Source organism: Chryseobacterium sp. PMSZPI, assembly GCF_002835665.1.
Taxonomy (GTDB): domain Bacteria; phylum Bacteroidota; class Bacteroidia; order Flavobacteriales; family Weeksellaceae; genus Chryseobacterium.
Genome location: NZ_PIZV01000059.1, coordinates 1 through 13,739, shown reverse-complemented (window position 1 = coordinate 13,739; position 13,739 = coordinate 1). Strand labels below are relative to the sequence as shown.

12 protein-coding genes are annotated in these 13,739 nt (G+C 35.9%); 7 read left to right on the top strand and 5 right to left on the bottom strand.

What is annotated here, in order from left to right; translation table 11 throughout:
• Nucleotides 1–152: 152 nt before the first annotated feature.
• From CW752_RS11780 to CW752_RS11770, 3 genes are read left to right on the top strand one after another with little or no spacing between them, the layout of a single operon-like run.
• The gene (locus tag CW752_RS11780; protein ID WP_101239910.1) at nucleotides 153–1,550 is read left to right on the top strand and encodes a Gfo/Idh/MocA family protein; all 1,398 of its coding nucleotides are present in this window, start codon (nucleotides 153–155) and stop codon (nucleotides 1,548–1,550) included.
• The gene (locus CW752_RS11775) at nucleotides 1,540–2,448 is read left to right on the top strand and encodes an NDP-sugar synthase (RefSeq protein ID WP_101239909.1); all 909 of its coding nucleotides are present in this window, start codon (nucleotides 1,540–1,542) and stop codon (nucleotides 2,446–2,448) included. The genes CW752_RS11780 and CW752_RS11775 overlap by 11 nt, the downstream gene beginning before the upstream one ends.
• Entirely contained in the window at nucleotides 2,439–3,494 is a 1,056-nt protein-coding gene (locus CW752_RS11770) for a phosphotransferase enzyme family protein (RefSeq protein WP_101239908.1), read from the top strand. The genes CW752_RS11775 and CW752_RS11770 overlap by 10 nt, the downstream gene beginning before the upstream one ends.
• Nucleotides 3,495–3,741: 247 nt before the next feature.
• Here CW752_RS11770 and CW752_RS11765 read toward each other — a convergent pair whose 3' ends face one another.
• The 4 genes from CW752_RS11765 to CW752_RS11750 all read right to left on the bottom strand — a co-directional run bounded on the left by CW752_RS11765 (nucleotide 3,742) and on the right by CW752_RS11750 (nucleotide 7,580).
• Nucleotides 3,742–4,233 carry a DNA-deoxyinosine glycosylase gene (locus CW752_RS11765; RefSeq protein ID WP_101239907.1) on the bottom strand — a complete coding sequence of 164 codons (492 nt, stop codon included), beginning with the start codon at nucleotides 4,231–4,233 and terminating at the stop codon, nucleotides 3,742–3,744.
• Nucleotides 4,234–4,468: 235 nt separating this feature from the next.
• The gene (locus CW752_RS11760; RefSeq protein ID WP_101239906.1) at nucleotides 4,469–6,463 is read right to left on the bottom strand and encodes a S9 family peptidase; all 1,995 of its coding nucleotides are present in this window, start codon (nucleotides 6,461–6,463) and stop codon (nucleotides 4,469–4,471) included.
• Between the two features lie 233 nt (nucleotides 6,464–6,696).
• Nucleotides 6,697–7,041: a phage holin family protein gene (locus CW752_RS11755; protein WP_101239905.1), complete on the bottom strand. Its 345-nt coding sequence runs from the start codon at nucleotides 7,039–7,041 to the stop codon at nucleotides 6,697–6,699.
• Nucleotides 7,042–7,157: 116 nt separating this feature from the next.
• Entirely contained in the window at nucleotides 7,158–7,580 is a 423-nt protein-coding gene (locus CW752_RS11750; RefSeq protein ID WP_101239904.1) for a PaaI family thioesterase, read from the bottom strand.
• A gap of 150 nt (nucleotides 7,581–7,730) precedes the next feature.
• Here CW752_RS11750 and CW752_RS11745 point away from each other — a divergent pair, with 150 nt between their 5' ends.
• Nucleotides 7,731–8,168, top strand: a complete 438-nt coding sequence (locus tag CW752_RS11745; RefSeq protein ID WP_228401724.1) for a hypothetical protein — start codon at nucleotides 7,731–7,733, stop codon at nucleotides 8,166–8,168.
• 315 nt (nucleotides 8,169–8,483) lie between these two features.
• Here the strand turns inward: CW752_RS11745 and CW752_RS11740 are convergent, their stop codons facing one another.
• The gene (locus tag CW752_RS11740; protein ID WP_101239940.1) at nucleotides 8,484–10,607 is read right to left on the bottom strand and encodes a type IA DNA topoisomerase; all 2,124 of its coding nucleotides are present in this window, start codon (nucleotides 10,605–10,607) and stop codon (nucleotides 8,484–8,486) included.
• A 645-nt stretch (nucleotides 10,608–11,252) separates the two neighbouring features.
• Here CW752_RS11740 and CW752_RS11735 point away from each other — a divergent pair.
• The 3 genes from CW752_RS11735 to CW752_RS11725 form a co-directional block, all read left to right on the top strand.
• Nucleotides 11,253–12,254: an EamA family transporter gene (locus CW752_RS11735; protein WP_101239902.1), complete on the top strand. Its 1,002-nt coding sequence runs from the start codon at nucleotides 11,253–11,255 to the stop codon at nucleotides 12,252–12,254.
• Between the two features lie 19 nt (nucleotides 12,255–12,273).
• Nucleotides 12,274–13,302: a methionine ABC transporter ATP-binding protein gene (locus CW752_RS11730; RefSeq protein WP_101239901.1), complete on the top strand. Its 1,029-nt coding sequence runs from the start codon at nucleotides 12,274–12,276 to the stop codon at nucleotides 13,300–13,302.
• Nucleotides 13,295–13,739, top strand: a 445-nt coding sequence (locus tag CW752_RS11725) for a methionine ABC transporter permease (protein WP_101239900.1), incomplete at its 3' end; no start/stop codon positions are given. The genes CW752_RS11730 and CW752_RS11725, both read left to right, overlap by 8 nt.

Sequence of the window (13,739 nt, the reverse complement as noted above, 5' to 3'; positions counted from 1 at the left end):
AAGCTATCCTGAACTTCACATCTCACACTGAAACTCCAAAACTCTCCCACTCTCAAACCCTACAACTCCGTAACTCCCACCCCATCGCCCCTTTCGCTAAAAAACGTTCACCATTCTATGAAAAAGTTTTAATATATTTAGAAAAAAAATAGATGGACAATAGCACTTCCCGTAGAAACTTTATTAAAACTGCAGCTTTAGCCAGTTTTGGAGCATTGGTTTTACCCAATTCTTTATTTGCATATTCAACTGATTTTAAAACAGATAAAAAAGTCCGTGTTGGCTTTATTGGCGTAGGTCTTAGGGGACAGGAACATGTAAAATTACTGGCAAAACGTAATGATGTAGAGATTGTTGCCTTTGCTGATCCGGATAAAAGAATGCTATCCGCCTCTCAAAAAATACTAAAAGACAACAATAAATCGGCTGCACAGGAATTTTCTAATGGTGAATATGATTATCGAAGTCTTTTAAAATTAAAAAACATAGACGCTGTTGTCATTGCTACACCATGGGAATGGCATCTTACACAAGGGGTTGAAGCGATGCGTGCCAAAAAGATTGTTGGGATGGAAGTTGCAGGAGCTATAAAACTTCAAGACTGTTGGGAATTTGTGAAAGTATATGAGGAAACGAAGGTTCCAATTTTCATGATGGAAAATGTATGCTATCGAAGAGATATCATGGCAATTCTGAATATGGTTCGTAAGGGAATGTTTGGGGAGCTCGTACATGGAAGAGGTGGTTATCAGCATGATTTGCGAGGGGTACTTTTCAATGATGGTGTTACCCCTTACAATTCCGGTGTTGAATTTGGAGAAAAAGGCTTTAGTGAGGCAAAATGGAGAACCGAGCATTATGTAAAACGTAACGGGGAACTTTATCCTACCCACGGATTAGGTCCGGTTGCTATGATGATGGACATCAACAGAGGAAATCGCTTAACAAGACTTTCTTCATTTTCATCTAAATCTGTAGGATTACATAAATACATTGTAGAGCATGCTAAAGGAGGTGAAAATCATCCGAATGCCAAAGTAAAATTCAATCAGGGAGATGTTGTAACAACCCAAATTGCCTGTGCTAATGGTGAAACCATACTTTTAACCCATGACACCAGCTTACAGAGGCCATACGATCTTGGTTTCCGTGTACAGGGAACTGAAGGATTATGGCAGGATTTCGGATGGGGAGAATTTGATCAGGGACAAATTTATTTTGAAAAAACAATGAACCATACCCACCGTTGGGATAATACCGAAAAATGGATGAAAGAATATGATCATCCGATGTGGAAGAAGTTTGAAAGTACTGCTGCCGGTGCCGGACATGGAGGAATGGACTTCTTTGTGATGAATACTTTCATTGAGTGTATCAAACGAAATATTGAGTTTCCAATGGATGTTTATGATCTTGCTTTATGGTATTCGATCACTCCGTTAAGTGAAGAGTCTATTGCCAAAGGTGGCCAGGTTGTTGACATTCCTGATTTCACCAACGGTAAGTGGAAAACCCGTAAACCTGTATTTGGAATGACCGATGAGTTCTAAGAAGACATTACTCATATTAGCAGGTGGATTAGGCACTCGTTATAAAGGTCTTAAGCAAGTGGATGGAATACTCGATAACGGATCTCCGATTTTGGAGTATTCTATCTTTGATGCTCTTGAGACCGGCTTCCAAAAAGTGGTGATTATTGTTAACAAACTGATTCCTCAAAGCTATATTGATCGGCTCAATACCATCTCCGGAATAAAAGGATTTGAATTGCACTGGATCTATCAGGAAATAAAAAGTATCCCGATACATGACCTTGACTACGTTGAACGTGAAAAACCATGGGGAACCGCACATGCCGTTCTCTGTGCTAAATATTCAATACAGGAACCTTTTGTCATGATCAATGCCGATGATTTTTATGGAAAAGAGGCTTACCAACTGGCAGCACACGAAATCGATCATCATCATATTTCGGACTCACACTTAGGCATGATTGCATATCCGGTAAGTACTACACTAAGTGGTAACGGAGCTGTAGCAAGAGGAATCTGTACTTTAGATCCTGAAAATTTTTTGATTAAAGTAGAGGAACAAACTTCTATTCAAAGGATCAACGGTTCAATCATTTATATTGAAAACGGGAAAAATATAGAAATTTCTCCCGACACATTGGTATCCATGAACTTTTTTATTTTCCATCCCAATATTTTCTGTTCATTGGAAGCTTATTTTTATGATTTTATAGAATCGGAACCTACGGCCACCCAGGAATTTTACATTCCTTCCACCGTACAAAGAATGATGGACGAGAAAAAAGTAAAAGTAATGGTAAAAACATCTCCTTCTCAGTGGATGGGTGTTACCTATGCAGACGATAAAAAGAACATTAAGGATTTTCTGACCTCAGAAATTCAAAAAAACAGATATCCCGAAGATCTATGGACCTAAAAGCAGTTGTAAGACAATTTATTGATACAGATCATTACAGTCTCATTCCTATTACAGATGGATTGATCAATACAACTTACCTTTTGGAAGACAGAGACCAAAAGAAAAAGTTTATCCTGCAAAAGATCAATCAAAACGTTTTCCAACGACCGGAAATCGTCATCAACAATCATTTAATGATTAATGAGCTTCTTAGATCGAATAATTATCAATTTCAAATTATCGAACCTATTCCTTGCCTTACCCATCAACTTTTGGTAAGAGATACCAATAATGAGCCATGGCGTATGCTGAGTTTTGTGGAAAATAGTACTACCTTTCTTACCACTCCATCTTTAGAAATAGCTTTTGAAGCAGCTAAAACCTTCAGTTATTTCCTTACCGTTATAAATACTGAACAATTGCCTGCCATCGAAGACACCCTTCCCAATTTCCTCAATTTTGAAAAAAGGCTGGCAGATTATAAAAATGCTCTAAAAGATGCTGCTCCTCATTTAAGAGAAAATGCAAGAACAGAAATAGAAATTACCAACCAGTTTCTATCCTTGCCCGATAAATGGATTCAAATGGAGAGAAGTAATCAACTTCCCAGAAGAATTATCCATGCGGATGTAAAAATCAGCAACATCCTCTTCGATCAGCATCATAATCCGTTAGCTGTAATTGATTTGGATACCATGATGATTTCTACCATTTTATATGATTTTGGAACGATGATCCAATCCTATACCAATACAACTCATGAAGATGATGGAAGTGCCCAAAACAATTTTAACCCTGAAATGTATAAAGTTGTAAAAGAAGGTTTTCTCTTTCACCTAAAGGAAAAGTTGACTTCGGAAGAATCTGATCATCTTGATTATGCCGCACAAGTCGCTATTTATATCCAGGAGCTTCGTTTTCTAACCGATTATCTGAATGGAAGCACTTACTATTCTATCACTTATCCGGAACATAATTTGGATCGAACGAAGAATCAGCTAGAGCTATTAAAAGGACTGAGAATGTATTTGTCAAAGAGTAAAGAAAGCTTGGAAAATCAATAGCTATCAACAATGTTTTATTAATTCTAAAATAGAAGCACTTGTCATTCCGAGCATAACGAGGAATCTCAACAAAGTATATTATATCAAAATATGATGATCATTGTTGAGATTCCTGCGGGAATGATAAACAGCGCGCTTAGATTGTTCTTACACTTTGTCATTCCATAGAAATCTATATCTTCATTTATCAAGTGTCATTATTGAATAAATTAAAAGTTCACCCACACTCTAAAACTCTAATACTCTCTCACCCTAAAAACTCCAAAACCTTCTTCCATCCTTCCAGTTTCTTTTCAAAAGAGATAGTGTGAAGCGGACTTGTGGATGGCATTAGAAAAATAGGGAGTCTGTAGTTTTTCCCTAAAAGCTTTTGTAAATTCTTATAAGACTTCCCTCCGTTGCAAAAAATCGCTTTAATATTTTGATACTCTTCCAAAAGTTCAGCAATTTGATTGGCTTCCTCATTTCTGATCTCGGAATCAAGGCTTCCTTTTCTTTCACAAGAATCGATGACATCCCAAAGAGCAATATGGTATTTCTTTAAGGTATTAATTCTTTGGTCATAGTCTTCCGTGAATTCCTCATGCAACAATTCAAAGATAATTTTCCAAAACTTATTCTGTGGATGGGCATAATATTGTTGTTTTTCCAATGATTTTACTCCCGGAATGGATCCTAAAATCAGAATTTCAGATTGATCATCAATAAATGGTGGAAAGGAAGAAATACGATTTTGCATCTTCAAATATATCAATTTTGGCTAAAATCTTTTCGCTTTTCATGATGAAATAGCGCTGGCTGGATCCCTGCTGGATGACAAAATTAGTTGGTAAATTAAATGACCACGATAGGAACTACTAAAGGTCATTGTGAAAATTTGTGAAATATTCGCGTCATTTGTGTGTTTTGGCTTAAAACCGTTTGATTTTTTATCATAAAAAAAGCGGACTAAAGTCCGCTCCTATTGATGTTTATTACAAAGTTTCTTTCAACCAATCGAAGAATTCTCTCTGCCATACCAATCCGTTTTGAGGATGAAGTACCCAGTGATTTTCGTTCGGGAAGTAAACCAATTTAGATTTTAATCCTCTTAATTTTGCAGCCTGGAAAGCTTCCTGCCCCTGTTCGTAAGGTACACGGAAATCAATTCCTCCCTGAACAATCATGATTGGCTTATTCCATTTTTCTACAAAATTGCTTGGATTGAATTCTGTATATGCTTTTGGAAGTGGCTTTTCCCATGGAGAACCAAGATCCCAATTAGCAAACCAAAGTTCTTCTGTCGTCAGATACCAAGACTTCATATCGAATAATCCGTCGTGAGCGATAAATGTTTTGAATCTGTTTTCATGGATTCCGGCTAACATAAATACACTGTATCCTCCATAACTTGCTCCCACTGCTGCGACTCTGTCACCATCTACATAGGGTAATGTCTTCGCATAATCGGTAGCTGCAAGATAATCTCTCATCGGCTGTCCACCCCAATCTCTGGAAATATCTTCATTCCATTTTGTTCCCCAGCCCGGCATACCTCTTCTGTTTGGAGCTACCACGATATAATCGTTTGCAGTCATTAAGGCAAAGTTCCATCTTACACTGAAATATTGTGTCAATGCAGATTGTGGTCCTCCCTGACAATATACCAGCGTAGGATATTTTTTATTCGGATCAAAGTTTGGTGGATAGTGGAACCATACTCCCATTTCTTTACCGTCTGAAGTTTTTACCATTTTAAGTTCAGATTTACCTTGAGCCAGCTTAGCATAGGTATCTTTATTTGCTTCAGTAACTTGTTTCATTTCTCCATTTTTCAGATTTACAGAGAAAATTTCCGTTGCATGGTTTACGTCTGTTCTTCCTACTAAAAGTGAAGTTTTGTTGTCAGTGAAAATTTCGTTAACATCAAAATCTCCTTTAGTGATCTGTTGTACTTTTGCAGATTTAGAATCCAGAGAGAAAAGTTGTTTTGTTCCTCTGTAAGCTGCCGTGAAGTAAATAGTTTTTGAATCTGCCCCCCAAAGAACATCTCCGGAAACACTATCATCCCATCCTGCGGTAAGATTAGTTGTTTTTCCTGTTTTCCAATCCAGGATTTTCACATCATTCTTATCTGCTTCATAACCATCTCTGGCCATACTTTGCCAGATCAAAGATTTACCATCCGGGCTGAATTTAGGATTGATATCATATCCTTTATTAGACTCAGTCAGGTTTTTTGTAGTTCCTGAAGCTAAATCATAAGCGAAAATATCGGTATTGGTACTTGTTGAATATTCTTTACCACTCTTAGGCTTAGTTACATATAAAAGCTGGGCAGAATCCGGGCTCCAGATAAAATCTTCAGCACCACCGAAAGGTCTTTGAGGAGAATCCCAGGTTTTCCCGTCCAATAGATCTTTTGCAGAATCTACTTTATCAGAAGCATTCACAACAAATATGTGGTTGTATTTTCCTTCATTAAAGTAATCCCAATGTCTGTGGTTTAGGTCTGTATACACCTGAGCCGTAGTTTTAGGAGTATCATTGTATTTATCTTTCCCCATTACCTTTTCCACTAAAACTTGTTTGCTGAAAGCAATTTTCTTACCGTCGGGAGAGATTACAATATTATCTGCATCACCGATAGTATAAAATTCCGTCCATGTTTTTCCGGCATCCTTAGAAAGATAAATTTTGTCTCCTTCCTGTGCATAAATACCGTTTTTATCCCATTGAATCAAAGACTTTTTACCAAAATCTATTTTGGAAGACTGATTATTAAGAACATTCAGGAAGTAGTTCTCATTTTTTGTTTTTTCTGTTTTCAGATCTACTTGCCCTACTTTATAAATAAGAGAAGCTTGATCCGGTGAAACTGCCTGCACTCCTACTTTTTTCAAAGTCCAAAGAATTTCAGGCGTCATTACTTGTTGTGCATTCATTAAAAGCGGAGCTGCTAAAGCCAGCAGGCTGTACTTAAGTTTCATATGTTAATATTCATTTTTAGCAGGACGATGAAATTTTATCGATTTCATTCATTCCTTTTAATTAAATTCAAAGATTGCCAAAGTTAATATTTAAAATAAAAACGAACGAAAGAATTAACATTAAAGTTGATATTATAAGGTGAAATAGCCAACAAAGTGAAGAAAACTCAAGTCAATAAAAAAGTCCGTCGATACTGAACCAACGGACTTTTTATATATTATTTTAAAATCAATTAATCTCCATCTGAGAACATTGAGTTTGCTAAAGAAGTAACAATTGACAACAGTATACTGAAGATAAATGCCCACCAGAAGCCATCTACAACCATACTATCTATAAAATAGTCTGCAATCATAATGATTCCGGCATTGATGACCAAGGCAAAAAAACCTAATGTCAAAATCGTAAGCGGAAGTCCGAAAAGGCTTAAAATGGGTTTCACAAATATGTTTAAAACTCCCAGTACAATAGCGAAGATTATTGCTGAAGAAAAGCTTTCAAAATGTACTCCCGGCAAAATTTTAGTTAAAAGATAAGCAACTATCGCTGTTACAAACAATCGGATAATTAAATTCATTGAGTTATTTTTTATGTTTATGGGAATTATGGAGCAAAAGCCATTCCATTTCGGCAAAAAGAATTTCACGAAACCCTTTATTTAAGGAATATTTTTTCATTATTCTTCATCAATCATTATTTTATTTTCATCATTGTAACCAATGAAGTGGCAACATGGCTCTCTGAACCGGAATTTTCATCCTGAACATATATTTCAGTTCTTATCACACTGATTTTAGCTCCTCCTTTAATTACATAAGATTTAGAAACCAAAGCATCTCCCATTGCAGGTCGCAAATAGTTTACTTTTAATTCGACCGTTACTACATAACAGTCTTCCGGATAATGGCTCACCGCTGCATATCCTGAGGATACATCCACCAGAGAAGCGATCATGGCTCCGTTAAACATTCCTGCTTTTCTGGTCATCATTTCCATTTTCGGAATTTTAATGGAAACAAAATCAGTTTCCACTTCCAGTAATTCTGCTCTGTAAAATTTTAATGTTTCTGAGCGATCAAAACTATCTGTAATAAGTTTCTTTTTTTCTGCGGTCATTATTTTCAATTTGAATGTAAATGTAATGGATTGATTTAAAAAATAAATAATTCTTCAAAAATATTTGGGGAAGAACGTAAAATGAATTTGCATTGCACAAAATCTAGGTTTCTCATTTCAAAAGGTTAGCTTTGTAATAAAGGTTTTTCCATGATGAGTACAAAAAAAAATTTCTGGTTTTTAAGTCTTCTGGTTTGCTCTATTTTTCAGGCTCAAACACTGAATTTATATGGAGGCGCCGATCAGGATCAGTACTTGGGATGTCTCAACTGTGATACCTTTGATAGGAATTCTATTTGGAATAAATTCGGTGATTATGGAAATATTCTCAGTTCCAAATCAATATGGAACAGTAATGGAAATTATGGAAGTACACTCAGTACATATTCTCCCTGGAGTGATTATGCTTCTTACCCTCCTGTCATCATTGATCAGGATGGAAACTTCTATGGATTTCTTACTTTGAATACATATAAGTCTGACAGATCCAATCTGGAATTGGCAATGATATTATGTAAATACCATGAAGACATTAAAAAAGATCTTAGTGGGTGGTATGATAGGTTATTCAGACAATATCCTTACTGACCTTCTATAAAACAATCCATACATTTTATTCTCTCACTGATTAAGCAGATTTTACAGATCTTTGCATATTGTTTTTTGCTCGCAGATGAAACTGATACAGAAGATCTACATAAAAATCTTTGATTTTTAAAGCTTAAGTGCTCTTCTCAACGCAATGTTTTTAACTTCAAAAAAAACTTAAGTGCTTAATTCTTTTGCGACTTTTGTGGTTTAATTTTTCCACACAGATAACACAAATTTACACAGATAAATACTTTTTTCTGAAATTAATTGGAGATTCTTTCGTATTCAAGGAGATTGGGATCAAACTAAGTATTAGCTTAGCTGTACAAGAAAATCATTAGTCAAAGCTAACACACCTTCTGTAAGTCCTTCCGGATGTGTACTGAAGCCTTTTAATTTTGAAGTTTTCCCCTTTAAAACAAGATCCATCAATTGTTTATCTGAAAGTTTCTTTCCGAAAATTTCAAACGTAATTTTAAAGCCACAGTTTTTAAAATCGGAACATCCAACAGCTGTTTTCCCTTTGATCAGGTTATGTTCTTTACATTTTGGACACTTCGTATCTTCCCAGGACTGAAGCTCTTTTTTCTGAGCAGGTTCCCTCTTTTTCTTTTCTTTTACTTCTTTTTCTTCTTCTTCCAACGTTATGACCTTTCCTTTTCCATAAACTACCTTATCGGTAAGCTCTGTTACCATCTGAATCAATTCTTCCTTAAAATGATTGGCTTCATACTCTCCTTTTTCAATTTTACGGAGCTTCAATTCCCATTCACCGGTAAGCTCGGGACTTTTTAAAAGTTCATCTTCAATTGTGTCAATCAATTGAATTCCGGTTTGAGTGGCAATCAGGTTCTTTCTTTTCTTCTCGATGTATTTTCTTTTGAAAAGGGTTTCGATAATGTTAGCACGGGTAGATGGTCTTCCGATTCCGTTATTTTTCAATAATTCACGTAATTCTTCATCTTCTACTTGTTTTCCGGCAGTTTCCATAGCTCTTAGCAAAGTTGCTTCGGTATAAGGCTTTGGCGGTGAAGTTTTTCCCTGGTGAATCATTGGATCGTGTGGCCCTGTTTCTCCCACAACAAATTCGGGAATGGTTTGTTCCTCTTCTTTATCTTTTTCCTTATCGGTAGATTCTTCTTTTGGCTCTTTGGCATAAACAGTCCTCCATCCCGGTTCCAATACCTGTCTTCCACTGGTTTTGAAAGGAATGGTTCCAACTTTTCCTTCTACTAATGTGTTGGAAATCTTACATTCGGGATAGAACACAGCAATAAAACGCTTAGCTATCAAATCATAAATCAGTTTCTCTTCCCTGCTCAGATTTTGAGAAGGGGGAACTTCTGTAGGAATGATGGCATGGTGATCGGTTACTTTCGAATCATCAAAAACAGCTTTTGATTTTGGAATCGGAGCCTCCAGCAGCGGTGCAATCAAATCCTGATACGGATACATTTTTTGAAGGATACCTTCTATTTTCGGATATAAACTTTCGGATAGATAGGTAGTATCAACACGTGGATAAGTCACGTGTTTCTTTTCATAAAGACTCTGGATGTAATTCAATGTATTTTCTGCAGAGTACCCATATTTTTTATTGGCTTCCACCTGAAGTCCGGTCAGGTCAAAAAGTCTTGGATTCTTTTCCTTTCCTTCTTTAATTTCGAAAGAAACGATCTCAAAAATATTTTCTTTAAGGTATTCCAATCCTTTCTCTGCACGTTCCAATGTTTTCAATCTATCAATCGCAGCATTGAAAATCACATCACGATATTTGGTTTTCAGTTCCCAATATTCTTCAACAGTAAAAGCATCGATTTCTTTCTGACGCTGAACAAGCATTGCCAGCGTAGGCGTTTGTACTCTTCCAATAGATAGGACAGCCTTATTACCTCCAAATTTTTTGGTAAAAAGCCTGGTTGCATTGATTCCCAATAGCCAATCTCCGATAGCTCTCGCATTTCCTGCCAGGTAAAGATTTTTATAATCTTCAGCCGGTTTCAAAGAGGCAAATCCTTCTTTAATTGCTTCTTCTGTTAAGGATGAAATCCAAAGACGCTGGATGGGTTTGTTGCATTTTGCCTTTTGCAATACCCAACGCTGGATCAATTCTCCTTCTTGCCCGGCATCCCCACAGTTAATGACCTCATCACATTCTTCTACTAGCCTTTCAATTACTTTAAACTGAGTTTCCACCCCTTTATTCGGAATCAGTTTTATTCCAAAGCTGCTGGGAATGATCGGTAATGAAAAAAGATTCCAGGATTTGAATTGTGGGCCGTAATCGTGAGGTTCTTTCAGGGTACAAAGATGTCCGAACGTCCATGTTACACAATAGCCGTTTCCTTCCATATAGCCTTGTTTAGATGTGGTAGCACCTAATACTTTGGCGATATCTCTGGCAACACTAGGTTTTTCGGCAATACATAATTTCATGAACTCGGATTTATTGAAAGATTGCAAAAATCGGGATTTTTTTTGACTTTTCAAATTGAATGAATCATAGAGGGTTAAAGATATCATCTTCAAACGGTTTTTATTCCTGAGATACTTACAAACTCTTTGTCAAAAGACGGATATGTACTTCTTTCTTGATCTGTATATTGAACTGTTTTATTTTTTAATCCAAATCAAAAAAATATTACACAATTCATAAAAATTTTAATTTATTTTATCTTTTTAACAACAGCAAAAAGACAACATTTCAATAACAAATGAATTAAAATTATCAAAATTCAACAATAAAAATTTCAACAAACAACAAGACAACAAACACAAAATACTACTAAACAACAACTTACACTATTAACGATAAATTAATATTTAAAATCCCTACTTTTTTAGTGGACTAATAGAAATTATATTATATATTTGCATCGTATTCAAGAAAAAAAATAAAATGAAGGCAGAATTAAATAATAATTCAATTAAAAAACATAGCATCAAAAAAATGATGGATATGTGTATGCCTATGCATCAGGAATACTGTGGGTGACCTTACTTTTATATGACATATTTTAAAGGCCCTACCAAGTTGTAGGGCCTTTTTTATTGAAAATTAACAACATTAAAAAAATAAAAATGAGCAATTCTAAAAACAAATGGCTGGTTCCATTGGCATTTACAAACATCTATGTAATATGGGGGATTACGTTTTTAGCTATTTCATTTGGCTTGAAAGGTTTTCCACCGTTCATTCTTTCCGGATTGAGATTTTTGGTAGCAGGAATCCTGATGATTGGATATCTCTTATCTAAAGGAGAAAAAGCAAATTCATTGATCAACTGGAAAAAAAATGCAATCACCGGGATCCTTATTTTAACAGGAGGAACAGGTCTTGTCGCCTGGGGAGAACAATATGTAACAGCTTCAGAAGCTGCCATCTCAATAGCTACCGGACCATTTTGGTTCATTGCTATTGACAGAAAAAATTGGAAATATTATTTTTCAGATAAATTCATTCCTATAGGATTAGTCATTGGATTTGTAGGATTAGTACTATTTTTGAAAGGAAGTGTGCAACCTTCCAATGCGGTACACGCAGCAGTTGATGGAAATCTCAGAATCACGGCATTCATAGTATTAGGTTTGAGCTCTGTGGCCTGGGTATTGGGTTCTTTATATTCTAAGAAAAATCCGGCATCTCAATCTACATTCATGAATATTGCTCAACAACTTATTGTAGCAGGTATAGCGGCCTTTTTCATCGCTTTTTTAAGAAAAGAATGGACCGGTTTTTCTGTTTCCGCTATTCCAACATCTGCATGGTTGGGAGTTCTATTTTTGATTTTCTTTGGATCTATAGTCGCTTATTTGTCGTACATTTGGCTCTTGTCCGTGAAACCCGCTGCCCTGGTAAGCACCCATACCTATATAAATCCTATTGTTACAGTGATTGCAGGCTGGATTGTAGCCAACCAGAGCATCAATGGTGGCCAGCTATATGGTTTGGCAATCATATTGTTGGGAGTACTTTTGACTAATGTCACTAAGTATTTCAAACTTTCAAAACGGTCAAAGGTTAAATTAAGAAGAGTAAGAAGATTTTTTAATAGGACAAATAAGCGATATCAGCCTATTTAAATAGTATAAAAACATCAGAATGATAGAAATCAGAAACATTTCAAAAACATTTCATCAGAAAAAGCAGTCTTTTAAAGCGCTGGATCAAGTGAGCCTTAGTATAGAAAAAGGTGATATCGTAGGAATTATCGGATTTTCCGGCGCAGGTAAAAGTACTCTGATCCGTACAGTCAATCTACTGGAAAGACCGGATGAAGGACAGATTATCATTAATGGCAAAGATTTTACCCGATTAAGCTCTAAACAGCTGGCTGAAGAGCGTAAAAAAATAGGAATGATCTTTCAACATTTTAACCTGCTTTCTTCAAGAACTGTTTTTGACAATGTAGCACTTCCTTTGGAACTGGATCATATTAGTAAAGATCAAATCAATAAAAAGGTTAGTGAACTATTAAAAATTGTCGGCCTGGAAGATAAAGCAAACGACTACCCTAAAAGCCTTTCAGGAGGGCAAAAACAAAGGGTAGCAATTGCGAGAGCATTAGCAAATGACCCTTATCTCCTACTTTGCGATGAAGCAACAAGTGCCCTGGATCCTGCTACAACACAATCTATTCTACAGCTGTTAAGAGACATCAATCAAAGACTGGGAATTACCATTCTTTTGATCACCCACGAAATGGATGTCATCAAAGCTGTTTGTAATCATGTTGCGGTAATAGATAAAGGGAAATTATTAACAAAAGGAACCTTGAGTGATATTATTTCGGATAAAGAAAATCCGATTATCCGACAATTTATAAATTCAGATATTATGACCCTGCCACAGGAAATCAATAATAGACTACAAAAAGAGCCCAAAGAAGGTTTATTCCCTTTGGTAGAAATAATACTTAACGAAAATGTCAGTGTTGAACAACTTCTTTCAACGTTAAATACGCAATATAAAATTGGTTACAAACTGTTGAAAGCTGATGTAGAATATTTAGGAAATTCCAACTTTGGAAAACTATTGCTGTTGCTTCAGGGAGAAGCAGATGAAAATCAGCAGGCCATTTATTATTTAAATCAAAATAAAATTCAAAATACGGTAAAAGGATATGCTTAGTGATACAGTAATTGCCCTTTTGGCAAAAGGAACCTGGGAAACAGTTTATATGACATTTGTGTCCGGATTTTTTGGATTTGTTTTGGGACTTCCTGTAGGAATTATGTTATTCTTAACAAGAAAAGGACAACTTCTGGAAAATAGTTTTTATCATAGATCTCTATCTATTTTGGTTAATATTTTCCGTGCCATCCCTTTCATCATTCTGATTGTATGGATGATTCCTTTTACAAGGATTTTGGCAGGAACTTCAATTGGTGTGAACGCGGCATTGGTTCCGTTAAGTGTAGGGGCCGCTCCATTTATTGCAAGATTGGTAGAGAACAGCCTTATTGACGTTCCTCATGGTTTAATAGAAACAGCCAGAGCATTGGGAGCTTCACCGCTTCAGATTATTAAAAAAGTTTTGTTACCTGAAGCTTTGCCATCATTAATTA

What these genes read in the sequence shown, in the direction of transcription:
- CW752_RS11770 (WP_101239908.1), top strand. Translation starts at nt 2,439, where the DNA reads ATGGACCTAAAAGCAGTTGTAAGACAATTTATTGATACAGATCATTAC.
- CW752_RS11740 (WP_101239940.1), bottom strand. Translation starts at nt 10,607, where the DNA reads ATGAAATTATGTATTGCCGAAAAACCTAGTGTTGCCAGAGATATCGCC.
- CW752_RS11750 (WP_101239904.1), bottom strand. Translation starts at nt 7,580, where the DNA reads ATGACCGCAGAAAAAAAGAAACTTATTACAGATAGTTTTGATCGCTCA.
- CW752_RS11760 (WP_101239906.1), bottom strand. Translation starts at nt 6,463, where the DNA reads ATGAAACTTAAGTACAGCCTGCTGGCTTTAGCAGCTCCGCTTTTAATG.
- CW752_RS11755 (WP_101239905.1), bottom strand. Translation starts at nt 7,041, where the DNA reads ATGAATTTAATTATCCGATTGTTTGTAACAGCGATAGTTGCTTATCTT.
- CW752_RS11775 (WP_101239909.1), top strand. Translation starts at nt 1,540, where the DNA reads ATGAGTTCTAAGAAGACATTACTCATATTAGCAGGTGGATTAGGCACT.
- CW752_RS11735 (WP_101239902.1), top strand. Translation starts at nt 11,253, where the DNA reads ATGAGCAATTCTAAAAACAAATGGCTGGTTCCATTGGCATTTACAAAC.
- CW752_RS11730 (WP_101239901.1), top strand. Translation starts at nt 12,274, where the DNA reads ATGATAGAAATCAGAAACATTTCAAAAACATTTCATCAGAAAAAGCAG.
- CW752_RS11745 (WP_228401724.1), top strand. Translation starts at nt 7,731, where the DNA reads ATGATGAGTACAAAAAAAAATTTCTGGTTTTTAAGTCTTCTGGTTTGC.
- CW752_RS11765 (WP_101239907.1), bottom strand. Translation starts at nt 4,233, where the DNA reads ATGCAAAATCGTATTTCTTCCTTTCCACCATTTATTGATGATCAATCT.
- CW752_RS11780 (WP_101239910.1), top strand. Translation starts at nt 153, where the DNA reads ATGGACAATAGCACTTCCCGTAGAAACTTTATTAAAACTGCAGCTTTA.